The organism is Frigoribacterium sp. CFBP9029 (genome assembly GCF_034045305.1).
In the GTDB taxonomy this organism is placed as follows: domain Bacteria; phylum Actinomycetota; class Actinomycetes; order Actinomycetales; family Microbacteriaceae; genus Frigoribacterium.
In genome coordinates this window covers 121,281-143,741 of sequence record NZ_JAXCWB010000005.1, presented here as the reverse complement: position 1 = coordinate 143,741, position 22,461 = coordinate 121,281, and the positions used below count along the sequence as shown (strand labels likewise).

26 protein-coding genes are annotated in these 22,461 nt (G+C 72.6%); 12 read left to right on the top strand and 14 right to left on the bottom strand.

Annotated features, from left to right (window positions below; all coding sequences use genetic code 11):
- On the top strand, window positions 1-685 hold a 685-nt coding region (locus SOM11_RS08785), incomplete at its 5' end, for a carboxypeptidase regulatory-like domain-containing protein (RefSeq protein ID WP_320477801.1).
- A 47-nt stretch (window positions 686-732) separates the two neighbouring features.
- Here SOM11_RS08785 and SOM11_RS08780 read toward each other — a convergent pair.
- Complete coding sequence (locus SOM11_RS08780; protein ID WP_243215700.1) at window positions 733-1,185, bottom strand: VOC family protein; 453 nt, start codon at window positions 1,183-1,185, stop codon at window positions 733-735.
- A gap of 171 nt (window positions 1,186-1,356) precedes the next feature.
- Here SOM11_RS08780 and SOM11_RS08775 point away from each other — a divergent pair, with 171 nt between their 5' ends.
- The 10 genes from SOM11_RS08775 to SOM11_RS08730 all read left to right on the top strand — a co-directional run bounded on the left by SOM11_RS08775 (window position 1,357) and on the right by SOM11_RS08730 (window position 8,845).
- Window positions 1,357-2,343 carry an aldo/keto reductase gene (locus SOM11_RS08775; RefSeq protein WP_192058886.1) on the top strand — a complete coding sequence of 329 codons (987 nt, stop codon included), beginning with the start codon at window positions 1,357-1,359 and terminating at the stop codon, window positions 2,341-2,343.
- 196 nt (window positions 2,344-2,539) lie between these two features.
- Window positions 2,540-2,818, top strand: a complete 279-nt coding sequence (locus tag SOM11_RS08770) for an acylphosphatase (RefSeq protein WP_192058888.1) — start codon at window positions 2,540-2,542, stop codon at window positions 2,816-2,818.
- Between the two features lie 174 nt (window positions 2,819-2,992).
- The gene (locus SOM11_RS08765; RefSeq protein WP_243215699.1) at window positions 2,993-3,529 is read left to right on the top strand and encodes a methylated-DNA--[protein]-cysteine S-methyltransferase; all 537 of its coding nucleotides are present in this window, start codon (window positions 2,993-2,995) and stop codon (window positions 3,527-3,529) included.
- Between the two features lies 1 nt (window position 3,530).
- Complete coding sequence (locus SOM11_RS08760) at window positions 3,531-4,031, top strand: sigma-70 family RNA polymerase sigma factor (RefSeq protein ID WP_320477800.1); 501 nt, start codon at window positions 3,531-3,533, stop codon at window positions 4,029-4,031.
- Window positions 4,028-4,702, top strand: coding sequence for a methylated-DNA--[protein]-cysteine S-methyltransferase (locus tag SOM11_RS08755; RefSeq protein ID WP_320477799.1), 675 nt, complete (start codon window positions 4,028-4,030; stop codon window positions 4,700-4,702). The genes SOM11_RS08760 and SOM11_RS08755 overlap by 4 nt, the downstream gene beginning before the upstream one ends.
- Complete coding sequence (locus SOM11_RS08750; RefSeq protein WP_192058894.1) at window positions 4,699-5,358, top strand: DNA-3-methyladenine glycosylase I; 660 nt, start codon at window positions 4,699-4,701, stop codon at window positions 5,356-5,358. Before SOM11_RS08755 ends, SOM11_RS08750 begins: the two co-directional genes overlap by 4 nt.
- Window positions 5,355-6,269: a DNA-3-methyladenine glycosylase 2 gene (locus SOM11_RS08745; RefSeq protein ID WP_320477798.1), complete on the top strand. Its 915-nt coding sequence runs from the start codon at window positions 5,355-5,357 to the stop codon at window positions 6,267-6,269. Before SOM11_RS08750 ends, SOM11_RS08745 begins: the two co-directional genes overlap by 4 nt.
- 331 nt (window positions 6,270-6,600) lie before the next feature.
- Window positions 6,601-7,212, top strand: a complete 612-nt coding sequence (locus tag SOM11_RS08740; protein ID WP_320477797.1) for a histidine phosphatase family protein — start codon at window positions 6,601-6,603, stop codon at window positions 7,210-7,212.
- A gap of 329 nt (window positions 7,213-7,541) precedes the next feature.
- A complete protein-coding gene (locus SOM11_RS08735; protein ID WP_243215694.1) occupies window positions 7,542-8,513 on the top strand; it encodes an AraC family transcriptional regulator in 972 nt (323 codons plus the stop codon).
- A gap of 104 nt (window positions 8,514-8,617) precedes the next feature.
- Window positions 8,618-8,845, top strand: a complete 228-nt coding sequence (locus tag SOM11_RS08730) for a hypothetical protein (protein ID WP_192058901.1) — start codon at window positions 8,618-8,620, stop codon at window positions 8,843-8,845.
- Between the two features lie 53 nt (window positions 8,846-8,898).
- Here SOM11_RS08730 and SOM11_RS08725 read toward each other — a convergent pair whose 3' ends face one another.
- The 13 genes from SOM11_RS08725 to SOM11_RS08665 all read right to left on the bottom strand — a co-directional run bounded on the left by SOM11_RS08725 (window position 8,899) and on the right by SOM11_RS08665 (window position 21,796).
- Complete coding sequence (locus tag SOM11_RS08725; RefSeq protein WP_320477796.1) at window positions 8,899-9,474, bottom strand: GrpB family protein; 576 nt, start codon at window positions 9,472-9,474, stop codon at window positions 8,899-8,901.
- Between the two features lie 129 nt (window positions 9,475-9,603).
- A complete protein-coding gene (locus tag SOM11_RS08720) occupies window positions 9,604-10,278 on the bottom strand; it encodes a GntR family transcriptional regulator (RefSeq protein WP_192058905.1) in 675 nt (224 codons plus the stop codon).
- Between the two features lie 50 nt (window positions 10,279-10,328).
- Window positions 10,329-11,081: a triose-phosphate isomerase family protein gene (locus SOM11_RS08715; RefSeq protein ID WP_320477795.1), complete on the bottom strand. Its 753-nt coding sequence runs from the start codon at window positions 11,079-11,081 to the stop codon at window positions 10,329-10,331.
- A 2-nt stretch (window positions 11,082-11,083) separates the two neighbouring features.
- Complete coding sequence (locus tag SOM11_RS08710; RefSeq protein ID WP_320477794.1) at window positions 11,084-12,121, bottom strand: 4-hydroxythreonine-4-phosphate dehydrogenase PdxA; 1,038 nt, start codon at window positions 12,119-12,121, stop codon at window positions 11,084-11,086.
- Window positions 12,118-12,597 carry a ribose-5-phosphate isomerase gene (locus tag SOM11_RS08705; protein ID WP_243216509.1) on the bottom strand — a complete coding sequence of 160 codons (480 nt, stop codon included), beginning with the start codon at window positions 12,595-12,597 and terminating at the stop codon, window positions 12,118-12,120. The genes SOM11_RS08710 and SOM11_RS08705 overlap by 4 nt, the downstream gene beginning before the upstream one ends.
- 3 nt (window positions 12,598-12,600) lie before the next feature.
- On the bottom strand, window positions 12,601-14,382 hold the full coding sequence (locus tag SOM11_RS08700; protein WP_320477793.1) for a dihydroxyacetone kinase family protein: 1,782 nt from the start codon (window positions 14,380-14,382) through the stop codon (window positions 12,601-12,603).
- Entirely contained in the window at window positions 14,379-15,383 is a 1,005-nt protein-coding gene (locus SOM11_RS08695) for a sugar phosphate isomerase/epimerase family protein (protein WP_192058912.1), read from the bottom strand. The genes SOM11_RS08700 and SOM11_RS08695 overlap by 4 nt, the downstream gene beginning before the upstream one ends.
- The gene (locus tag SOM11_RS08690) at window positions 15,380-16,921 is read right to left on the bottom strand and encodes a tripartite tricarboxylate transporter permease (protein ID WP_320477792.1); all 1,542 of its coding nucleotides are present in this window, start codon (window positions 16,919-16,921) and stop codon (window positions 15,380-15,382) included. Before SOM11_RS08690 ends, SOM11_RS08695 begins: the two co-directional genes overlap by 4 nt.
- A gap of 9 nt (window positions 16,922-16,930) precedes the next feature.
- On the bottom strand, window positions 16,931-17,545 hold the full coding sequence (locus SOM11_RS08685; protein ID WP_320477791.1) for a tripartite tricarboxylate transporter TctB family protein: 615 nt from the start codon (window positions 17,543-17,545) through the stop codon (window positions 16,931-16,933).
- Window positions 17,542-18,507, bottom strand: coding sequence for a tripartite tricarboxylate transporter substrate binding protein (locus SOM11_RS08680; RefSeq protein ID WP_192058919.1), 966 nt, complete (start codon window positions 18,505-18,507; stop codon window positions 17,542-17,544). Before SOM11_RS08680 ends, SOM11_RS08685 begins: the two co-directional genes overlap by 4 nt.
- 135 nt (window positions 18,508-18,642) lie before the next feature.
- On the bottom strand, window positions 18,643-19,611 hold the full coding sequence (locus tag SOM11_RS08675; RefSeq protein WP_243216247.1) for a FecCD family ABC transporter permease: 969 nt from the start codon (window positions 19,609-19,611) through the stop codon (window positions 18,643-18,645).
- An 80-nt stretch (window positions 19,612-19,691) separates the two neighbouring features.
- On the bottom strand, window positions 19,692-20,813 hold the full coding sequence (locus tag SOM11_RS08670) for an iron chelate uptake ABC transporter family permease subunit (RefSeq protein ID WP_320477790.1): 1,122 nt from the start codon (window positions 20,811-20,813) through the stop codon (window positions 19,692-19,694).
- A complete protein-coding gene (locus SOM11_RS08665; RefSeq protein ID WP_320477789.1) occupies window positions 20,810-21,796 on the bottom strand; it encodes an iron-siderophore ABC transporter substrate-binding protein in 987 nt (328 codons plus the stop codon). Before SOM11_RS08665 ends, SOM11_RS08670 begins: the two co-directional genes overlap by 4 nt.
- 160 nt (window positions 21,797-21,956) lie before the next feature.
- Between SOM11_RS08665 and SOM11_RS08660 the strand changes: the two genes are divergently transcribed.
- A complete protein-coding gene (locus tag SOM11_RS08660; RefSeq protein ID WP_320477788.1) occupies window positions 21,957-22,385 on the top strand; it encodes a hypothetical protein in 429 nt (142 codons plus the stop codon).
- Window positions 22,386-22,461 lie beyond the last annotated feature (76 nt).

Genomic DNA, 22,461 nt, shown 5'->3' with positions numbered 1-22,461 from the left:
AGCACCCGACCTCGCCCCCGAGACCGACTACACGATCATCGTCGACGGCGACACCGACCGCCCCATCGAATTCACCACCCCCGCAGCCGGGGCCCCCAACCCGCCCCTCGAACTCGAACAGCCCGCCGCACCCGTCGACCCCGAACCGAGCCCGGAGCCCACGCCCGGCCCGACACCGGAACCGAGCCCGGAGCCGACGCCCGGCCCGACACCGGAGCCGACGCCGGTCCCGAGCCCCGAGCCGACCCCGGCACCCGCACCCCTCCCCGAGGTCGTGTCGGTCAGCGGGACGGTGTTCGACGTCGAGGGCGCCCCCGTCTCCGACGCCCGGGTCGAGGTGCTGCCCGCCGACTCCACTGACCCCGTCGCGGCGGCCACCACCGACGACGCCGGCGCCTTCGTCGTGACCGGCCTGACCCCCGAGACCACCTACCGCCTGGTCGTCGACGGCACACCGGTCACCTCCTTCACGACCGGAACGGACGACATCTCCCTCGGAACGCTCGTCCTCGTGCCGGGCGTCGGCGCCGTGCCCCTCGTCCCCGTCGCGGATGGCGGACTCGCCTTCACCGGCTCCGATCCCGCTCTGCCGATCGGTCTCGCGAGCGGCCTGATCGCGCTCGGTCTCGTGCTGGCCGCGGGGGCGGCCGTCCGGCGTCGCGCCGGAGCCGCAGAAGAGGAGTGACCGCGGGAGGCGCGGTGCCGGGTCGACCGGCACCGCGCCTCCTCGGCTCAGGTCGTGGAGATGCCCGCCCGCAGCTCCTCGTCGGTGAGGGTCGGCCCGCCCCCGGCCGCAGCGGCCTCGTCCATCCACATGACGTCCCAGTGGTGGCCGTCGAGATCGTCGAACGACTTGCTGTACATGAAGCCGAAGTCCTGGCTGCCCGACGCGGTGCCGCCGGCGGCGAGCGCCTTGGCGAGCATCTCGTCGACCTCGTCCTTGCTCTCAGCGCTGACGGAGAGCTGCATCTCGTTGCCGACGGTCGCGTCGACGATCTGCTTGCTCGTGAACTGCTGGAAGAACGGCTTGACGAGGATCATGACGTAGATGGTGTCGCTGATGACGATGCAGGCCGCGTTCGCGTCGGTGAAGGCGGGGTTGATCGACCAGCCGAGCGCCTCGTAGAAGGCCTTCGAGGCCTCGAGGTCGTCGACGGCGATGTTGACGAAGATCATCGTGGGCATGACGCACCTGGTTCCCGTTGTCCCGAAGGCCCGGTGCCGCCGGTCGTGGGGTCAGCATGGCCCCGGCACGAGCGGCGGTCAAGGAACCCGCGGCATACGGTGCGGTCGGCGTCGGCGTCGGCGTCGGCGAGCCTGTGCGGCCGGTCGGTTCGGGGGTGCAGTCTCGACGTCATGAAGAACACGACACTCGGCCAGGTCGACGGCGGCCTCGACGTCGGACGCCTGGGCCTCGGCCTGATGGGCATGTCCGCTTTCTACACCGGCAACAGCACGGACGACGACGAGTCGGTGCGGGTCATCCACCGCGCGCTCGACGTCGGCGTCACGCTGCTCGACACGGCCGACATGTACGGTCCGCACACGAACGAGCAGCTGCTCGGACGGGCCCTCAAGGGCCGGCGCGACCAGGCCGTCGTCGCCACGAAGTTCGGCAACGTGACGGACAAGGAGGCGCGGCTCGAGCGGACCGTCGACGGTCGCCCCGAGTACGTGCGCAGGTCGGTCGACGGATCGCTCAAGCGTCTCGGCATCGACCACATCGACCTCTACTACCAGCACCGCGTCGACCCGCAGGTGCCGATCGAGGAGACCGTCGGGGCCATGGGCGAGCTAGTCACCGCGGGCAAGGTGAGGTTCCTCGGGCTGTCGGAGGCCGCGCCCGAGACGATCCGCCGTGCCCACGCGACGCACCCGATCACCGCTCTGCAGACCGAGTGGTCGCTGTGGAGCCGTGAGCCCGAGGCCGAGATCATCCCCACCGTCCGTGAGCTCGGCATCGGCTTCGTGCCCTACTCGCCGCTCGGCCGCGGGTTCCTGACGGGCACGATCCGGTCGGTCGACGAGCTCGCGCCCGACGACTTCCGACGCTTCGCCCCCCGCTTCTCGGGCGACAACCTCGAGGCGAACGTGCGGATCGTGCAGCAGGTCGACGAGGTCGCGCGTGCCGTCGGCGCGAAGCCCGGACAGGTCGCGCTGGCCTGGCTGCTCGCGAAGGGCGAGGGGATCGTGCCGATCCCGGGCACGAAGCGCCGCGCGTACCTCGACGAGAACGTCGCCGCCGACGAGATCGTCCTCTCGGAGGAGCAGCTGCACCAGCTCGACGACGTCGCCGCGCCGAAGGGCGCCCGCTACGCCGACATGTCGACCGTCGACGAGTAGCACGGCGACCGACGTCCCTGGGTGAGCCGTCGCTCCGTCGCTCCGTCGCCCCGCCACCCCGCCACCCCGCCACCCCGCCACCCCGCCACGAAATGAACATCCCGCCACGTTTTCTCGTGGCGTGATGTGCACATCGTGGCGGGGTGAGACGTCCACGCGCGGGGCGAGGCCGAGGAGGCGCGGGTACGGTCGAGCGATGGACGACGTGATCAGACGCCGGGCACTCGTGCACGGCCTCGTGCAGGGTGTGGGGTTCCGTTTCTCGACCGAGGGCGAGGCCGATCGCCTCGACGTGGGCGGTTTCGTCCGCAACCTGCCCGACGGAGACGTCGAGGTGGAGATCGAGGGGCGACCCGACCGCGTCGCCTTGATGCTCGAATGGCTGGAGCAGGGCCCGCAGGGGGCGACGGTCGACTCCGTCGAGGTACGGGAGCTCGGTCCGATCGGCGAGACGGAGTTCACCACCCGGCGCTGACGGGGACGACTCGGCTCGCGCGACGCCTCGGCTCGCGCGTCGCCGGGGGTCGCGCTCGGACTGCGGCGCGGGTCGCGCACGGACCGCGGCGACGATCTCCGACCGGCACCTCACATACGGGGCTCGAGCACCGTCTACAGGGTGAGTAGCATCGCCGAGGGTGAGGAGCCGACCGTGACGACCGAGACAGACCTGCCGCCGACCGTCCATACGACCGTGCCGAGCCCGCTGGGCGATCTCACGCTCGTGGCCTCCGAAGACGGCCTCGCCGGGCTGTACTTCGCCGAGCACCGCAACCTCCCCGACCCGGCCGGTTTCGGGCGGGCGTCGCCGACGGGCGTCGGGGTCGTCGACTTCGACGAGGTCGAGCACCAGCTCGGCGAGTACTTCGCGGGCGAGCGTCGTCGATTCGACCTCCCGCTGGCGCCGCGCGGCAACGAGTTCCGCCGACGGGTCTGGGCCCTGCTGCGCGACATCCCCTACGGCGAGACGCGCAGCTACGGCCAGCTGGCGCGAGAGCTCGGCGACGTCGGCCTCGCCCGGGCCGTCGGGGCGGCCAACGGGCTGAACCCGCTCAGCATCGTCGTGCCGTGCCACCGGGTCGTCGGCGCCGCCGGTGCCCTCGTCGGCTACGCCGGGGGTCTCGACCGCAAGCGGCGGCTGCTCGATCTCGAAGAGCCCGAGAGCGCCTCCTCGGGCCGCCTGTTCTGACGTGCTGCCGTTCGCCCGCGTCGTCGAGATGCACGGGGCCACCGTGTGGCGCGTCTGCCGTGCGGTGCTCGACGAGCACGACACCGACGACGCCTGGTCCGAGACGTTCGTCGCAGCCCTCGTCGCCTACCCCTCGCTGCCCGAGACGGCCAACGTCGAGGCGTGGCTGGTGACCATCGCGCACCGCAAGGCGATCGACATCGCGCGGGCCACGACACGTCGTCCGCAGCCGGTCGAGGTCGTGCCCGAGCGGCGACCCGCGCCTCCGGAGGACGAGGCGCTGGCCCGGCGCGACGAGTTGATCCGCGCCCTCGACCGTCTGCCTCCCGGTCAACGCCGGGCCGTCGTCCACCACCACCTCGTCGGGCTCTCGCACGCCGAGGCGGCGGAGCTCACCGGCATCACCCCGGCCGCCGCCCGCCGCGCCTCGGCCGACGGCATCGCCCGGCTCCGAACCCTCCTCAGCCCACCCGACCCGCGAGCACCGTCAGGGGCCTCATGACCGACACACTAGAAACCGCCGCGAGCATCCCCGAAGGCGAGGCCTCGCGGTCTGCCGCAGCCGAGCTCGATGCCGTGCTGCGGCAGCGGCTCGGGGGCTTCGCTCCGAGAGACGACCGTCTCGCCGCCCTGCACGCCCGGTTCGTCCGCTCGGCGATGGACGCCGACGCCGTCGACGTGGCGTACCGCACGGTCGACTCCCCCGTCGGCCGGCTCCTGGTCTGCACGACGACCGTCGGCATCGTGCGGATCGCCTTCGACGTCGAAGGGCTCGACACCGTGCTCGACCGGCTGGCCGCGGTCATCAGCCCGCGGATCATCGAGGCGCCCGACGCCCTCGACACGGCGGCGGGTCAGCTCGACGAGTACTTCCGCGGCGAGCGCCGGTCGTTCGATCTGCCGCTCGACCGCCGGCTGTCGAGGGGGTTCCAGCGCACCGTGCTCGAGCATCTGCCCGAGATCGGCTACGGGGCGACCGAGTCGTACGCTTCGGTCGCTCGGGCCTCGGGCAGCCCCAAGGCCGTCCGCGCCGTGGGCACCGCCTGCGCGACGAACCCGCTGCCCGTCGTCGTCCCGTGCCATCGGGTCGTGCGGAGCGACGGCGCCCCCGGGAACTACCGTGGGGGGATGGCCGCCAAGCAGACCCTCCTCGCGCTCGAGGCCACGTCGTGAGCCCCGCCGACGATCCCTCGGTCGTGATCGGCGACGACGGGCTCGCACGACCCGTCTGGGCCTCGACCGACCCTCTGATGCGCGAGTACTACGACAACGAGTGGGGCATGCCCGTCCGCGACGAACGCGGGCTCTTCGAGCGACTGAGTCTCGAGGCGTTCCAGTCGGGCCTCTCGTGGGCGACCATCCTGCGCAAGCGCCCGGCGTTCCGCTCAGCGTTCGCCGACTTCGACCCCGACGCCGTGGCGCTCTTCGACGACGCCGATCGTGCTCGGCTGATGGGCGACGCCGGCATCGTCCGCAACCGGCTGAAGATCGACGCGACCATCCAGAACGCGCGAGCCGTGGTCGGACTGCGCGCCGACGAGGGCCTGGTCGACTTCGTCTGGTCGTTCCGACCGGCCGAGACCCCGTCGCCGCAGACCATGGCCGAGGTGCCCACGACGTCGCCCGAGTCCGTGGCGCTGTCGAAGGCCCTCAAGAAGCGCGGGTTCACGTTCGTCGGGCCGACCACCATGCACGCGCTGATGGAGGCCGTCGGGCTCGTCGACACGCACCTCGTGGGCAGCCACCGACGCGGCACGTCGGGGGTCTGGGTCGACGCCCCGCGGCCGGGCGCCCGGCAGGCAGCCTCGGCTCCGGGCCACGACTCGTGACGCGTCTCGACGTGCGGGCGGTCGGCGAGTACGACCACCGGCACGCCGTGGGTCTGCTCGCGGCCCACAGCATCCCCGGGGCCGAGGCCACCGACATCGGCGCGGCCTCGCATTCGCGGCTGGTCGAGGCGGGCGACGGGGCCTCCCGCGCCTCCTACCGGGTCGATCTGACCTTCACGGCCGACGGCGTCTCGGTCGACGTGGCGACCGACGACGAGAGGGTGCTCGCCCAGCTCGAGACGGTCGTCCGCCGATGGCTCGATCTCGACGCCGACATCGCTGCCGTGCACGACGCGTTCTCGGGCGACCCCGTGCTCGGCCCGCTGGTGACGGCACGACCGGGCATTCGCATCACGGGCAACCCCGACGGCTTCGAGACCGCCGTCGTCACCGTGCTGGGCCAGCAGGTGTCGTTGGCGGCCGCCCGCACCTTCAGCGGGCGACTCGTCTCGGCGTACGGCGAACCCGTCGAGGGCACCGGGCTGACGAGGTTCCCCCGGGCCGACGTCCTGGCCGCCGCCGACGTCGACGAGCTGCGATCGGCCGTCGGCATCACGAACAGTCGAGCGCGCACCGTTCAGGCCCTCGCCGCGGCCGTCGCCGACGGTCTCGTCATCGCACCGGGCGACGATGCGACCGAGGTGCGGCGCCGACTGCTGACCCTCCCCGGCATCGGCCCGTGGACGGTCGACTACCTGGCCGTCCGCGCCCTCGGCGACCGCGACGCCTGGCCCGCCGGCGACCTCGTGCTGCGGCGCGTGCTCGGCGGCCTGACCACGCGACAGGCCGAGACCGCCGGTGCCGCCTGGTCGCCGTGGCGGGCCTACGCGCTCTTCCACCTCTGGGCCGCCGTGCTGCCCACCGCCCCCGCGGCGACGGCGCAGACGCCGGCGACGGCGACGGCGACGTAGCCGCCCAGCGCACCACACGCCGAACCTGGGAGCCGGTCACCGCCGCGGCGCGTAGCGTCACACGGGTCGAAGGCGTTTCTTTCGTCTTCTCTGGCCGGTGTTGCTCGCATCCCTGCCCGTGAAGCTCAACTGCGACAACATCGGCACGAGGGGCACGGACGGCGGCATCGCCACGACCGTGCCCCTCATCTCTTTTCATGTGACCAGTGAGCAGCGCCACTCAGTCGGAAGACGTGGGCCGGGCGACATGACAGCCGCGGGGATCTCGGACATCCTGGAGACCCGAAAGGTGTCGACGTGTCGACCACCCCCGAGCCGACCGAGAGCACCGATGCGACTCCTCCTCATCCGCCACGGCGAGACCGCCGACAACGTCGCCCAGACGATCGGCTCGCGGCCGCCCGGCCCTCCCCTGTCGCTGGTCGGCGTCGATCAGGCTCGAACCCTGGCGGGTCGACTCGCTGGCGAGCCGATCGCCGCCGTGCACTCGTCACGGGCCCTCCGCGCCGCCGAGACCGCCGCCGTCGCCGCGGCAGCGCTGGGCGTGCCGCACCACGAGCTCGACGGCCTGCTCGAGATCGACGCCGGCGACCTCGAGGGCCTCTCGTACGCCGACGCCCTGCCCGGGTACATGGGCACCATGCAGAAGTGGTGGACGGACCGCGACGCGCGCATCCCCGGCGGCGAGAGCGGCAGCGAGTTCGTGGCCCGCTACGACGCCGCCGTCGCCTCGGTGGTCTCGACCACCGACCCGGCGTCCACCGCGGTGATCGTCTCGCACGAGGCCGCGATCTGCGTCTGGGCGGCGAACACCGCCGACAATCTGGACGCCGAGTTCAGCCGCACCCACGGGCTCCGCAACACCGGCGTGGTCGCCCTCGAGGGGTCGCCCGACCGGGGCTGGGTCGCCGTCTCGTGGGACGACGACCTGCTCTCGCGCTGAGCGTCGTCGGTCGAGCACCTCTTGCGGAGGTCGTCGCTTTTCGGCCATCGCACCGACGAACGCGCGATCGACCGGGATCGCCGAAACAGCCGGTCAGAGGGCGTAGTTAGAGCGACTAGGCAAAATCGACCACTGACCGGGGTTTTCTTGATTTGTCACCGCCCCTCCGGGGACGTATTTTCGAAGGGTGCCGACCATCTCGATGGCTCGGCGGGTCGCACCTCCGACCGAGCTTGCACGGGCAGGGAGCGGAGGCGCGACCCTCCCCGCCGGCCTCGCCTCAGGCGGCTCGCCTCGTTCACAGCTCGCCCCGCGCCTCCCGGACACAGATGCCAACGACTCCCCCCGCCCCTCTCTCGACCTTCTCTCGTCACGAGGAGTCCGGCACGGACCTGGCCGAGGCGGTGCGGGTGCGTTCGTCGCGCCACGGCGGCCGCGACTTCCGGGCGCGGCTGGCCGACGAGCCGTTCTCGTATCACTACGTCACCGTCGGCGATTCGCGGCTGGGGCTCCAGACGACGCGCTTCACCGCCTATCTGCAGGGCACCGTGCCGTATCCCGAGCAGTACGCGCTCATGTGGTTCCGTCGCGGCAGCGCCACCATCGACCATGGTGGGCGGACCTTCACGAGCCACGGCGCCGATCCCTTCCTGGTGCCCGCCGAAGATCCGTACTCGTTCTCGCTGACCCCCCGGCACAGTCAGCTCGTGCGCGTGGGCCGGGACTTCCTCGAGGAGACCGCCGCCGATCTGCACGGCGGACCACCGCAGCGCATCGTCTTCGATCACACGACGGCCCCCTCCGCCGCCGCCCTCCGACGGTGGCGGTCGGTCACCGCCGCGGCCACCCCGAACATCGTCGACGCGGCCACCGAGCCGCTGCTGCGCCTCGAGTCGCAGCTCAGCATCGTGCGGGCCATGCTCGAGCTGTTCCCGTGGCGGCCGCTCGACCTGCCCGCGAGCGTCCGCACCGAGCGCGGCGTCAAGGTGCGCCTCGCCGCGGAGTACATCCACGCCCACGCCGGTCAGGCCATCACGCCGGCCGACATCGGGCGAGCGGCGGGGCTCAGCCCGCGGGCCCTGCAGCTGGCGATGAACGAGCACTTCGAATCGTCGCCGACGAACTACCTGCGGCAGGTGCGACTCGACCGCGCGCACGCCGAGCTGCTCACGTCGCCGCCGGGCACCGCCCGCGTGTCGGACGTCGCACGGCGCTGGGGGTTCGGCAACCTCGGCCGATTCGCGGCCGCGTACGCCGCTCGGTTCGGCGAGTACCCGCGCACCACGCTGCGCCGCTTCTGAGCGCCGCACCGCGCCTCCTCGGGGGCGGGGGTGGACGCGGGCGGCCCTGGTGGCGGGTGGCCCTGCTCGCTAGGGTGACAGGACCGATCGAGGGGACTGGTCACATGAACACCGCAATCGTGGTCATCGCCCTGGTGGTCGTCGGCATCGTCGCCGCCACCATCGCCATCGTCGTCCGCGAGCGCCGCGACCGCGCGGTCGCCGCCCGTCTCGACGAGGCGGACCCCGGGGCCGGCGTGCGCGCCCACGCCGACGCCGAGCGGCAGCAGGCCGGCCCCCGCGGCGAGGCCGGCGGCATGTCGTGGTCGGCCGGCGGCCAGAACTCGGCCTGAGCGCCCCGCAGCCGCGCGCATGCCCGCCTGCGCCTGCGCGCCGGTCCCAGGCGCTAGCGGAGCGCGTCGCGGGCGGCTCGAGCCCGGGTCTTGATCGCGACGATGACCTCGTCTTTCGCGTCGGCGTAGTCGTTCGAGTCGCTCCAGCTGCGAGTCATGAGGCCCTGCTTCACGGACTCGTACAGAGCGCGGTCGGCGGCGTCGGAGCGGAGACGATCGCGCAGGAGGCGGTAGTCGTCGACCGCAGGATCCCCGCGTCGGTAGACGTGCACGTGCACGTCGCGAGCTGGCGTCCGCACGAGTCGGTGCCCCGGCTCGCGCACCCGCAGCTCGTACCCGGCGGCGAGCAGGGGCTCGAGGTAGTCCTTCTCCGCCGTGATGTCGGCCACGACCACCACGAGATCGATGATCGGCTTGGCCGCCAGGCCGGGCACCGAGGTCGATCCGATGTGGTCCACCTCGATCTCCTGCCCCGCCAGCGCCTCGAGGATCCGATCGCGGTGCGCGACGAAGTCGGCGGCCCATCGAGGGTCGTACGGCTCGAGCGTCACGTGGAGCGGCTGCGGGCCGCCGACGAGCTCGAGAGTCGTGACATCCGGTCGGCGCGGATTCCCGCTGTTCGTCGCCATGTGCATCCTCCGCTTCGGCCAGCCGGACAACGTAACCCACGCGGCGGCGCAGTGCAACAGCGGGGCGGGCCGGTCAGCCGGGTGGATTCACCGTCGACTCGCGACCCGACGATGCGCGGGGAGCCGTCGTCAGGCCTCGGCCGCGGCCCGGCCGCGTACTGCCGCGACATGCGCCCGCATGGCCGCCTCGGCCGCGTCGGCATCCCCCGAGTCGAGGGCCTCGAGCACGGCCCGGTGCTCGCGGATGGCGTGGTCGGCGTCGCTGACGCCCAGCCCGCCGAACATGCGGAACCGTTGCGCCTGACCACCCAGCGAGTCGAACGCCCGGTGCAGGAACGGGTTGGCGGCCTGCTGCGCGATGAGCTCGTGGAAGGTCTCGTCGGCCTCCCAGTACGCGTGGTACTCCGCGAAGGTCGGGCCCTTCGGCGCCTCGGCGAGCCGGGTGAGGGTCTCGGCGAGCGCGTCGATGAAGGCGTCGGTGCGCCGAGGAGCCGCGAGCCGCGCGACCGCAGGCTCGATGACGCCCCGGGCGTGCATGAGGTCGTCGAGTTCGGCCCCCGTCAGCAGGGGCGCCGCGCGATAGCCGCGCAATGCCGCCCGGGTGACGAGACCGGTCGACTCCAGGCGGGCCAGCGCCTCGCGGATCGGCGTCTGCGACACGTCGAGGTCGCGAGCCAGAGCGTCGATGTTGAGCGGCGTGCCGGGCGGCAGGGTGTCGTCGAACAGTCGGCGGAGCAGCTCGTCGTAGACGCCGTCCGACAACGAGACACGCTGGGGTCGGCGCGGGCCGTCACTGGGTGGCATCCGACCAGTGTTCCACACGTCGGGGCGTGTCGTCTTTCCTATAGGCGGTGTCATCGACCTCGTGCCGACGAGGCGTCCGGAGCCCGGCAGGAGGCGCGGGCCGCCTCGTCGAGGACGCTCGCCACCGCCGCGACGTCGTGGGCTCGTCGCCCCAGGAACAGACCGTCCACCGCGGGTGCTGTCCGTGTCAGCAGTCCCGGCCCCGCACTGCCGCCGTAGACGAGGCGCGTGGTCGGGGGCAGCCCGGCGCGCAGAGCGCGGGCCACGCCGACGATGTGCTCGACCGGAGCCGGCTCGGGTGCGCCGATCGCCCACACGGGCTCGTGGGCGACGACCAGCGGCTCGGCGGCGGCCGCACCGACCTGCGCCAGGCACGACGCCGCGGCCTCGACGGGGCCGATCCGCGCCTCCTCCCCCACGCACAGCCAGGGCACGAGGCCGACTTCGCGGCACCGGTCGATCTTCGCCCGGATGACGGCGTCGGTCTCGCCGAGGAGCCCGCGACGTTCCGCGTGACCGACCTCGACGTAGGCGACGCCGATGTCCGCGAGGAGCGAGGCGACGTCCTCACCCGTCACCGCGCCTCCGGCGAATCGGCTGACGTCCTGCGCCATGACCTGCACGCCGGTGCCGTCGAGCAGCCGCACGGCCGCCTCCAGGAGCGGCGTCGAGGGGGCCACGACGAGCTCGACCGCGCCGCTCCGCACGGCGTCGTGCCCCCGAGCGAGGTCCGCGACGGCAGCCAACCAGTCGAGGGTGCGGGCACGGGACAGATAGGCCTTCGTGCTGATGCCGACGAGCACGGTCAGGGCTGACGGAGGATCCGGCGACCGGCCACCGCGATGGCCACGTCGAGGGCGCGCTGACTCGAGGTGACGCTCGCGACGCCGGTCCCGGCGATGTCGAAGGCGGTGCCGTGCGCCGGGGTCGCGATGACCACGGGCAGGCCGCCCTGCACCGTCACCCCGCCGTCGAAGCCCAGCAGCTTGATGGCGATCTGACCCTGGTCGTGGTACATCGTCACGATGCCGTCGTAGCGCTCCCGCGCGCCGACGAAGATCGTGTCGGAGGGGAACGGGCCGACGACGTCGATGCCGCCCGCCGCCGCCTCGGCGACGCCCGGGGCGATGACGTCGATCTCCTCACGACCGAAGATGCCGTTCTCGCCGTTGTGCGGGTTGAGACCGCAGACGCCCAGTCGCGGGCGTGCGACGCCGGAGTCGCGCAGCAGCTCGTCGAGCAGGCGGACGGCGTCGACCACGCCCTGCGTCGTGATGCGGTCCGCGACGTCGCGGATGCCGATGTGCGACGTCACCCGGGCGGTCCACAGACCCGGGATGATGTTGATCTCGCTCGTCACGCCGTCGCAGTGCAGCTCCTTCGCGAACCAGCGCAGTTCGTCCTCCTCGGTCATGCCTCCGAGGTGCAGGCTCGTCTTGTTGAGGGGCGTGAACACGATCGCGCCGACCTCCCCGGCGTTGGCCAGGTCGATGGCGCGCCGCAGCTGATGCAGGGCGCGCTCCCCCGCCTCCTTGCTGACCTGACGCGGCGGGATGGGCTCGGCGGGCGCCGACCCGTCGTCGAGGAGGGTGGCGAAGCCGGGGCGCGGCTCGTCGCTGAGCGGGATCGTGACTCCGACGACCGCCGCGGCGGCGTCGAGCTCGGCGCGGTCGGCGAGCACCACGATGTCGGCCGCCTCGAGGTTCGCGGGGTCGGAGAGCAGGCGGGCCGCGAGTTCGGGGCCGACGCCCGCGGGATCACCCAGGGTGAGGGCGATGCGGGGGCGGCGTACCGATCCGTCGGCGGTGTCGGCGAGGGCGGGGGCGGGGGTGCTGACGGTCATGCTGCGGATCCTTCCGGGGATGCCTCGTAGGTGCTGATGACGTCGACCTTGGCGGCCGATGCGCTGGTGGGGTCGAAGCGGTGGTCGAGCCACTCCGACGCGAGGCGTCGGGCGAGCTCGATGCCGACGACGCGCTGACCGAAGCAGAGCACCTGCGCATCGTTCGAGAGCACGGCCCGTTCGACCGAGAAGCCGTCGTGGGCGGTCACGGCACGGATGCCGGGCACCTTGTTCGCGGCGATGGCCACCCCGAGCCCGGTGCCGCAGACCAGCAGCGCCCGGTCGGCCCGGCCGTCGGCGACCATGCGGGCGGCCTCGATCGCGACATGCGGGTAGGCCGTGTGCCCGTCGGGGCCGACGCCGACGTCGACCACGCTCGCGACGCGGTCGTCGCCCTCGAGGTCGGCCCGCAGGCGCTCCTTGTACTCGTAGCCGGCGTCGTCGCAGCCGACGACGATCCTCAGCGGTTCGTTCACGGTTCAGGCCTCCTGGTGGATGGGGTTCGCGGTCGGGGTGTCTCCGGCCGTGTCGACTGTGATCGCGCCGCTCTGCGCCGCGACCTCGCGGGCGACGACGCCGGCGATGCGCGCGAACGACACCGCGCCCGCGTCGGGGTGACCGAGGCTCTTCTCGGCGAGCGGTCGCGCACGGCCGAGTCGGGGCCGGAGGCGCGCGGTCGCGTCCGCGGCCTCGCTCGCCGCCGCTGCGGCCCGCGCCCACGCCTCGGGCAGGTCGAGCCCCTCGTCGGCCGCGCGACCGAGCGCGTCGACCAGGGGGACGAACGCATCGACCAGGGTCTTGTCACCGACCTCGGCCCCGCCGAGACGCTGGATGGCCTCGAGCCCCGCCGCAGCGGCCCGGGCCGACGCCCACGGGTCGCGGAGGTCGGGCTCCGCGGCCAGGGCGGCGCCGGCGCTCGTGAGGCAGACACCCCAGAGCGCACCCGAGGTACCGCCCGCGTGCTCGGCCCAGCCCTCCCCGGCCTCGGCGAACACGGTCGAGACGCCGGCGCCGCGCTCGACGGCGGCGCGGGCCGACGCCAGTCCGGCGGTGATGCCGCGAGCCATGCCGATGCCGTGGTCGCCGTCGCCGGCCACCGCGTCGAGACGGCCGAACTCCTCCTCCGAGGCGACGACCATCTCGGCGACGTGCTCGAATCCCTCGAGCAGGGGCCGACCGGCGCCCACGTGACGATCGTCGTCGGCCGGGGCGACCGACGGGGGCGCCTCGAGACCGGGGCCGCCTCCTGCGTCGTCGACCCGCGCCTCCACGGCTCCCTTCCGGAAGGCGGGGCTCGAGGCCGGGCTCCCCCAGAGCTGCTCGAGTTCGTCGTCGACCCAGAAGAAGGTCGCCGAGACGCCCGACATGTCGAGGCTCGTGACGAGCTCGCCCACCTCGGGCTGCACGACGGTGACGCCGGCCTCGTCGAGCAGGCGCCGGACGTGGCCGTAGAGCACGAAGAGCTCCTCGTACTTGTAGGTGCCGAGTCCGTTGAGCAGCACGACGATCCGGTCTCCGGCGCCTTCCGGGGCCTCGGCGAGCAGCGATCCGACGAGCAGTTCGGCCAGTCCGCGGGCCGACGGCAGGTCGGCCTCGCCGATGCCCGGTTCGCCGTGGATGCCGAGGCCGATGGACATCCGACCCTCGGGCACCGTGAAGAGCGGCTCCGTCGCGCCGGGCAGGGTGCATCCGGAGAACGCGACGCCGAACGAGCGCGTGCGGTCGTTCGCCCGTCGCCCGAGCTCCTCGACGCGGTCGAGGTCGAGACCGGCCTCGGACGCGGCGCCGAGCACCTTGAAGACCGTGAGGTCGCCCGCGATGCCTCGACGCTTGGCGATCTCGTCGCGGCTGCCGCTGGCGATGTCGTCGGTGACCGCGACCACGCGGACGTCGACTCCCTCGGCCCGGAGGCGCTCGGCGGCCTGGCCGAAGTTCAGGACGTCGCCGGCGTAGTTGCCGAACGACAGCACGACCCCGCCGCCGCGCTGAGCGGCCCGGGCCACACGGCACACCTGACCGGCGGACGGCGAGGCGAAGATGTTGCCGTAGGCGACACCGGCGGCGAGACCCGGACCGACGAGGCCGGCGAAGGCCGGGTAGTGGCCGGAGCCGCCGCCCACCACGACGGCGACCTGGCCGTCCGCGAGGGGTGTGCGCCGCACGACGCCGCCCTCCACACGGCGCAGGGAGTCATGGGCCGCCGCGAAGCCGTCCAGGGCCTCGTCGGCGAAGGTGGTCGCGTCGTAGTCGAGGATGGTCACGACACCATCTCCTCTCTCGGGTCGGTGACGGCGGAGGCGACCAGCGCCTCCCGCCCGTCGAGGACGGCCATCCGCTCGGCGCTGGGCAGCACGCGGCGGAGGTAGTCCCGGTTCAGGGCGGCGACGGAGAGCCCGTCGCCGCCGTAGTGCTCGCAGACGAAGGTGCCGCGGAAGCCCGCCTCGACGGCGTCGCGCACGGCGTGCCGGTAGTTGATGAGGCCGAGCTCGAGCGGGGCGGGCAGGGCCGTGTAGGCGCCCGTCGCCGGGTCCTCGTCACGGTGGTAGTTCTTGACGTGCCAGTAGTTGGCGTGCGGCAGGGTGGCGGCCAGTGTCTCGCGCCAGTCGTCGATCGGCCGATGCAGACGGACGAGGTTGCCCACGTCGGGATTGAGACCGACGTTGTCCAGTCCGACCTCGGTGACGAGACGCACCGAGCTGGCAGCGGTGCCGAGATAGGTGTCCTCGTACATCTCGAGCGTCAGGTCCAGGCCCAGTTGAGCGGCGTGCCGCCCGAGCTCCGTGATCCGCGCCACGGCGAGCTGCCAGTTCTCGGGGTCGTCCGGCGCGTCGATCTCGCCCTGCGCCGTCCAGAACCACAGCCGATCCCGCTGCTCGCTCGTGAGCGGCCGGTGGAAGCCGACGGAGACGACCCCCGCCCCCAGACGGGCCGCGGCCTCGAGGGTGCGGTGGCTGTAGGCGAGGTTCTCGAGACCGACCTCGGGGTCGATGACGCTCGACCGCACCACGCAGACGCTCGTGAGGTCGACGCCGGCATCTCGGCCGGCACCCGCCAGCTCGTCGAGACGCCGGCCGGACAGATCGCCGACCCGCAGCCAGTTGTCGTTGATCTCGACGAGGTCGAAGCCCGTCTCGCGGATCTCCTCGAACGAGGCCCGCCAGGCCTCCGGCGCGGCGTCGAGGGTGCTCGTGCCGTCGCGGTCGACCGCCGGGAACTGCAGCATCGCGGCCGCGATGGGCCAGTCGTCGCGCGAGGGGCTCATCGTCCGGCCTCTTCCCGGGCGTGATCGCGCGTCTCGGCGTCGTCGGTCGCTGCGACACGGGGGCCGCGGCGGACCGCGAAGCGCCCGGCGATCTTCGGACCGACCATCAGGGCGGCGGCGAAGAGGAGGATGCCGACGCTGATCGGGCTCTGGAGCAGGACGAGGAAGCTGCCCTGGCCGATGGCGGAGGTCTGCACGAGCGCCTTCTCGAACAGCGGGCCGAGCACGAGGCCCAGCACGAGCGGCGCCATGGGCAGGTCGAGCTCCTTCATGATCCAGCCGACCACCCCGAAGATCAGGACGAGCACGACGCTGAACATGTTGTTGCTGACCGAGTAGGCGCCGACGAAGCTGGTCAGCAGGATGATCGGATAGAGGTAGCCGTAGGGGATGCGCAGCATCTGGGCGAACACCGGCGCGAGCGGCAGATTCAGCACCAGCAGCATCACGTTGCCGATGAAGAACGACACGAGAAGACCCCAGATCAGCGTGGGCTGCGTCTCGAACAGGCGGGGTCCGGGCTGGAGCCCGTACACGGTGAAGGCGCCCAGCAGGACCGCCGTCGTGCCGCCTCCGGGGATTCCGAGTGCGAGGGTCGGCACGAAGTTCGCGTTGGCCGCGGCGTTGTTGGCGCTCTCGGGGGCGGCGACGCCCTCGATGGCGCCCTTGCCGAACATCGCCTTGCGGGGCGACACGCGCTTCTCGATGCCGTACGCCATGAACGAGGCGAGGGTCGAGCCGGCGCCGGGCAGGATGCCCAGCACGAAGCCGATGCCGCTGCCGCGGAGGATCGGACCGGCGCTGCGCTTCAGTTCGCCGCGGCTGATGACCATGTCGCGGAACCGGGTGCGGATGGGGGCGTCGGCCCCGCGTCGGATCTGGTGCAGCACCTCGCCGACGGCGAAGAGACCGATCATCACCTCGATGAAGGGGATGCCGCTCAGCAGGTTGATGCTGCCGAAGGTGAAGCGCGCGTCGCTGAAGCCGGTCGCGACCCCGACGGTGGAGATGAGCAGACCCGCCGCCGCCATCATGAGCCCGCGGGACAACGAGCCCCCGGCGAAGCTGACGACGATGACGAGACCGAGGATCATGATCGCGAGGTTCTGCACCGGTCCGAAGTTGAGGGCCAGGTCCGCGAGCGGAGGGGCGAGCCACATGAGCAGCGCGAGCGAGATGATCGCCGCGACGAACGAGCCGATGGCGCTGATCGCGAGGGCCGATCCGGCCTTGCCGTTCTTGGCCATCTGGTAGCCGTCGAGCGTGGTGACCACGCTCGCGGCCTCGCCGGGCGTCGAGATCAGCACCGACGTGATCGTGCCGCCGTACTGGGCGCCGTAGTAGATGCCCGCCAGCATGATGAGCGCCGTGACGGGTTCGAGGGTGAGGGTCAGGGGGATGAGGATCGCGACGCCGGTGGTCGAGCCGAGACCGGGCATCAGCCCGATGATCGTTCCGAGCAGCACGCCGATGAAGCACCAGAGGAGGTTCTCGGGCGTGAAGGCCGTCGAGAAGCCGAGTGCGAGGTTGTCGAGCATGGTCGTCCTTCAGATCAGGCCGAGCAGACCCTGCGGCAGCGGCACGCGCAGCAGGGCGACGAAGATGGCGTAGGTCACGACGCCCGCGGCGACCGCCACGAGGGCGGACGGGAGGACTCGGCGGTGCTCCACGAAGACGGCGACCACGAAGAGCAGCAGCACGAAGGCGAGGAGGAAGCCGACCACCTGCACCATGGCGAGCGTGACGACGACGAGGCCGAGCACGACCGCCAGCATGCGGTTGCGCTGACGCTGGGTGCGGCCGAGGATGTCGACTCCGTCGTCGTCGTCCGTCGCCAGGGGCGAGTGGATCGACTGGGTGCTGGTCGTGGGAGCACCCGGGTCGAGCGGGTCGCCGAGGACGATGCCGTCGTCGGGCCGGGAGCGCGTGTCGAGGATGAGCTCGGCCTGGGAGGGCCGGTCGGGACGTCGACGGAGGCGCCCCACCAGATCGAGGACGGCGAACACGGCGACCAGGCCGCCGGCCATGGCGGGCAGGAAGCCCGGGCCGATCTCGCCTCCCTCGACCGTCACGCCGTACCCGAGACCCCCGACGAGGGCGGCGGAGCCGATCGCCGCGAGGACGGCGCTGGCGGCGAGTCCGCCGCGGTGGACGGCCGTCACTCGGCGAACACCTTCTCGAGGTCGGCCGTGTTCTCGCCGAGGTAGGTGCCGAACTCGTCGCCGTACTGGGCGTTCGGCTGCAGGTAGTTGCTCTCGACGTACTCGGTGTACGCGTCGCTGTCGGCGTACGCCTCTCCCGCGTCGATCCAGAACTGCTCGGTCTCGGCGCTGATGCCACCGGGGGCGATGAAGCCGCGGAACTGCGCGAACGACACGTCGATGCCCTGCTCGGCCGCCGTGGGGATGTCGGCGAGCGCCTCGTACTCGTAACGGTCTTCGGCGACGGCGCACAGCGCCTTGAGGTCGCCGGCCTCGAGCTGGGCGATGACCTCCGCCGGGTTGAGCGACGCGACGTCCACCTGGCCGCCGAGCAGACCCGTGAGCACCTCGCTGCCGGACTCGAACGGCACGCGGTCGAACTCGACGTCCTCCTCCTGCTCGATGAGGGTGAAGACGATCTCGTCGAGCGACGTCGATCCCGACACCGCGGCGACGACGCGCTCGTCGGCGGCCGCATCCACGACGTCGGTGCAGGTGTCGTACTCGCTGTCGGCCGGGACGACGATCAGAGTGAAGTCGTCGCCTACCTTCATGATCGGCGTGAAGTCCTCGTAGGTGAACTGGACGTCCTGGGTGACGGGCAGCGCGAGCATCGCCGTCTCGGCCGCGAGCAGCAGATCGTTGCGGCCCTCCTGTCCGAGGAAGTACGAGTAACCGATGGCGCCCGAACCGCCTTCGCGGTTCTCGACGCTGACGTTCAGGCCGGTGCCGCCTTCGAGGCCCGAGGCGATGGCGCGACCCGAGAGGTCGCTGCCGCCACCGGCGCCCATCGGGACGAGCATCGTGACGTTGCCCGTGGGGGCGCCGTCGGCGGTGCTGCCTCCCGCAGCGGAACCGCAGGCGGTGAGGCAGAGCAGGGACGCCGCGGCAAGGCCGGCGACGAGGGGGGTACGTGACTTCATCGTCTTGATCTCCAGTGATCGGGTCCACCCGGGTGCGAACCACCCGCTTCAGGAACTATCGCATATCCTATCGGATTCGCGCCAGCCCTGTGTCGATGGTCCCCGGTCAGCCCCCCGGTCAGATCCCCGCGAGGCTCACCCGCGCCTCCTGAGCTCCCGCGACAGCAGCCAGACGAGGTAGCAGCCGCCGACGACGACCGTCACGACGCCGACCGGCACCGTGACCGGCAGCACGTGCTGCGCGATCAGGTCCGAGCCGAGCAGGACGACGGCACCGGTCAGCGCCGACGCGACGAGCGGCACGTGCGCCGTGCGCGTGAGACGCCTCGCGATCTGCGGGGCGGCCAGGGCGACGAACGCGACCGGACCGGAGACGGTCGTGGCCACGCAGACCAGCGCGACGCCGATCACCAGCGAGGAGGCGCGCAGCCGTTCGACCCGCACCCCCGTCACCGCGGCGAGGTCGTCTCCGATGCCCAGCTGCCGGAGCCCCGGAGACAGCACCGGCACAACGAGCAGGAGGAGCACCACGAGCACGCCCGCCGCCCCGACCCCCGTCGCCTCCACGCCCGCCAGCGTGCCGGCACCCCACGCCGACGCGAACAGCGCCGTGTCGAGCTCGACCTGCAGCAGCAGCCAGGTGCCGAGCGACGCCGCCATCGACGACACCGCGATGCCCACCACGATGAACCGGAACCCGCCGGCCGACGTCCCGCTCGAGAGCAGGGCGATCAGCAGGGCCGTCACGAGACCGCCGATCAGAGCTCCGAGGGTTCGCGACTCCCACGACGGCCCGACGACGATCAGCGCGCCGAGCATCCCGACGAACGCGCCGTTCGACAGACCCATGATGTCGGGGCTCGCGAGGGGATTCCGGGTCACGGTCTGGAACAGCCCGCCGGCGACCCCGAGCGCGATCCCCACCACCGCGGCGGCCGCGATGCGCGGCAGCCGCCACTCGAGCACGATCGTGCGAGGCAGACCCTCTGTCGACCCGGTGACGATGCCGAGCACGTCGGGCAGAGAGACGGCGAAGTCGCCCGACATCGACCCGACGACGGCCAGGGCGAGCGCGGCGGCGATGAGCGAGACCGAGACCGCCACGACACGATGCCGCCCGGGGCCGGGCCGCCCGCTGGCTGGACGGGCAGCGCCGACCGCCCGCTCGCGCCGCGACGTCCCGCTCACAGCGCCGTGGCCCCGCGTCGGCGCCGCACCAGCACGACGAGCACGGGCGCTCCGACGAACGCGGTGACGATCCCGACCGGCATCTCGGACGGCGACACGAGCACCCGTCCGACGACGTCCGACACGAGCACGAGCACGGGCGCGACCAGCATCGAGCCGACGACGATGCGGCGATGATCGACGCCGATCCCCCAGCGCACCACGTGCGGGATCATCAGGCCGACGAACGAGATCGGGCCGGCGAGCGCCGTGGCCGTGCCGGCGAGCAGCGTGATCGCGGCGAGCGACAGGAGGCGCGTGCGCGCGAGGTGCACCCCCTGACTCACCGCGGTGTCGTCGCCGAGCGCGACCGCGTTCAGGGCGGGCGCGACGACGAGGGCGAGCATCGCGCCGAGGGCGACGAGGGGCGCGACCGAGGCGAGCCCGTCGAGACCGCGACCGACGAGACTCCCGGCCGACCAGCCGAGGAGGCGCTCGAACGCATCCGGGTTCGTCAACGTCAGCCCCGTGGTGACGCCCGAGAGCACCGCCCCGACCGCGAGACCGGCGAGCGTCAGCCGGACGGGGTCGGCGCGGCCCCGGCCCGCCGACCCGAGCACGGAGACCACGGCGGTCAGCACGAGCGCCCCGCCGAAGGCGAACCAGACGTACTGACCGATCTCGACGACGCCGAAGAAGACGACGGCGACGGCCACCGCGGCCGCGGCGCCCGCATTGACACCGAGGATGCCCGGGTCGGCCAGCGGGTTCCGGGTCAGCGCCTGCATCAGGGCCCCGGCTCCGCCCAGCCCGACGCCGACCACCGCACCGACCAGCGTGCGGGGCAGCCGCTGCTCGATCACGACGAAGCGGGACTCGTCGGTGCCGCCCCCGGTGAGGGTGTCGAGCACGAGCCGCGGGCTGAGGGCGTTGGCCCCGAGCGCGAGCGACAGCAAGGCGGCGATCAGCAGCGCGACGACGGCGACGGCGATCCCGGCGCCGACCGGGATGCGCCTCGCCTGCGGGCGCTCCGCCGAGCGGCGCTCCGCCGGAGTGCGCTCAGCCGGGCGACGCTCCGCCGAGCGGCGCTCCGCCGAGCGGCGCTCCGCCGGGCGGCGATCGTCGGGGAGGCGCGTCACCGGGTGCGGCTCAGGACGCCCTCGATGTCGTCGAGCACGGCCAGACCGCCGAGCGGACCGACCCCGGTGATCCAGTACGACTGGTCGACGAGGTGCAGCTCGGGGAACGCCGAGGCGTTGTCGCTGATCGCCTCGGGCGTCGCCGACTCGTCGGAGACGTCGGTGGTCGTGACGAAGACCTGGTCGGCCGTCGCGTCGAGCACCTTCTCGGGTGAGAGGTCGACCGAGATCGAGTCCTCCCAGTCGCGCTCGGGAGTCTCGAAGCCCACGCACTCGAGGGTGCTGCCGGCGAACGACTCGGGGCCGTAGAGGGTCAGCAGGCCGTCGCGGGGCCTGATCAGCTGCGCCGTCCCCGAGACGTCGAACTCGGAGGCGATCTCGTCGCAGCGCGCCTGGTAGTCGGCCAGCAGCGCCGTCGCCTCGTCGGCCCGGCCGAGCGCCTCGCCGACGAGAGCCACGTTGTCCTTCCAGGGGTCGGCCTGCGAGGCGAGGAAGACCGTCGGCGCGACTGCGCTGAGCTGGTCGTACAGAGCCGAGTGGCGCGACTCGGTGCCGATCACGAGATCGGGGGCGAGCGAGGCGATCTTCTCGACGTCCGGCTCGGTGACGGTGCCGACCGTCTCGATCGACGCCGCCTCGTCGCCCAGGTAGCCCGGCACACCGGCCGCTTCGTTGAGCACCGCGGCACCGACCGGCACGAAGCCGAGCGCGATGGTGGTGTCGAGGGCGACGGGTTCGAGCACGACCACGCGCTGCGGCGCGGCCGGGACGGCCGTCTCGCCGCGGGCGTGCGCGACCGTCCGGGCGGACGACGACGAGGACGCGTCGGCCTCGGAGCCGTCGGCGGCCGAGCCGACACCGGTCGTGCAGGCGGACAACGCGACCGAGAGGGCGACGGCGACCGATGCGGACGCGAGGCGGACGAGCATCGGGGACCGCCCGGACGGGGAGATCGACGGGGAGGAGGGGCGAGGGAGAACCACGGGGAGAGCCTTCGATCGTCTGACGAGAGGGGGGCCGGGTCGGGACCGGCTGGAACGGGGACGACCATAGTAGGTAAGCCTTACCTAACACAACTGGGCGTCGGGGCGCCGTCGGCGGCGAGCGCCTAGCGTCGACCGCACCCAGCACGAGAGGACCCCCATGAGCGAGAGCACCGACCGCACCGACGGCCCGAACGCCGCACGACCCGACGACGAGCGCGCCGCCGTGGATCAGGCGACCCTCGAGGCGGCCGCCGTCGAGACCTACCGCGCCAGCCAGGGCGACGGCAGCCCCGACGCGAGCGACCGCGACGGCACCGACGATGGCGACCGCGACGGCACCGCCGACACCGACACCGACACGCAGGGGGCGCCCGCGACCGGCGACGAGGCGACCCCCGACGGCGACGTCGCCCAGCCTCTCGGCGGCACGCTCTCGGGCGAGGAGGACTACGTCGCGGCGAGCCCGGCCGGGCTCTCGGGCGAGCAGGACGCCGCCCTCGCGGCGGATGTCCGCTCCGACGACCCCGAGGCCGGTGCCCACCGCGGTGACATCGGCGCGAACCGCGGCGGCAGCGGCGGCCGCTGACCCCGCGGCGAGACCCCACGGAGTCACCGAGACCTCGGCGCGCGCACCGGGGTCTCCACGACTTCGTGGGGTCTCG

What these genes read in the sequence shown, in the direction of transcription:
- SOM11_RS08720 (WP_192058905.1), bottom strand. Translation starts at nt 10,278, where the DNA reads ATGCCACCCAGTGACGGCCCGCGCCGACCCCAGCGTGTCTCGTTGTCG.
- SOM11_RS08690 (WP_320477792.1), bottom strand. Translation starts at nt 16,921, where the DNA reads ATGCTCGACAACCTCGCACTCGGCTTCTCGACGGCCTTCACGCCCGAG.
- SOM11_RS08725 (WP_320477796.1), bottom strand. Translation starts at nt 9,474, where the DNA reads ATGGCGACGAACAGCGGGAATCCGCGCCGACCGGATGTCACGACTCTC.
- SOM11_RS08755 (WP_320477799.1), top strand. Translation starts at nt 4,028, where the DNA reads ATGACCGACACACTAGAAACCGCCGCGAGCATCCCCGAAGGCGAGGCC.
- SOM11_RS08680 (WP_192058919.1), bottom strand. Translation starts at nt 18,507, where the DNA reads ATGAAGTCACGTACCCCCCTCGTCGCCGGCCTTGCCGCGGCGTCCCTG.
- SOM11_RS08775 (WP_192058886.1), top strand. Translation starts at nt 1,357, where the DNA reads ATGAAGAACACGACACTCGGCCAGGTCGACGGCGGCCTCGACGTCGGA.
- SOM11_RS08710 (WP_320477794.1), bottom strand. Translation starts at nt 12,121, where the DNA reads ATGACCGTCAGCACCCCCGCCCCCGCCCTCGCCGACACCGCCGACGGA.
- SOM11_RS08730 (WP_192058901.1), top strand. Translation starts at nt 8,618, where the DNA reads ATGAACACCGCAATCGTGGTCATCGCCCTGGTGGTCGTCGGCATCGTC.
- SOM11_RS08780 (WP_243215700.1), bottom strand. Translation starts at nt 1,185, where the DNA reads ATGCCCACGATGATCTTCGTCAACATCGCCGTCGACGACCTCGAGGCC.
- SOM11_RS08735 (WP_243215694.1), top strand. Translation starts at nt 7,542, where the DNA reads ATGCCAACGACTCCCCCCGCCCCTCTCTCGACCTTCTCTCGTCACGAG.
- SOM11_RS08660 (WP_320477788.1), top strand. Translation starts at nt 21,957, where the DNA reads ATGAGCGAGAGCACCGACCGCACCGACGGCCCGAACGCCGCACGACCC.
- SOM11_RS08695 (WP_192058912.1), bottom strand. Translation starts at nt 15,383, where the DNA reads ATGAGCCCCTCGCGCGACGACTGGCCCATCGCGGCCGCGATGCTGCAG.
- SOM11_RS08770 (WP_192058888.1), top strand. Translation starts at nt 2,540, where the DNA reads ATGGACGACGTGATCAGACGCCGGGCACTCGTGCACGGCCTCGTGCAG.
- SOM11_RS08740 (WP_320477797.1), top strand. Translation starts at nt 6,601, where the DNA reads ATGCGACTCCTCCTCATCCGCCACGGCGAGACCGCCGACAACGTCGCC.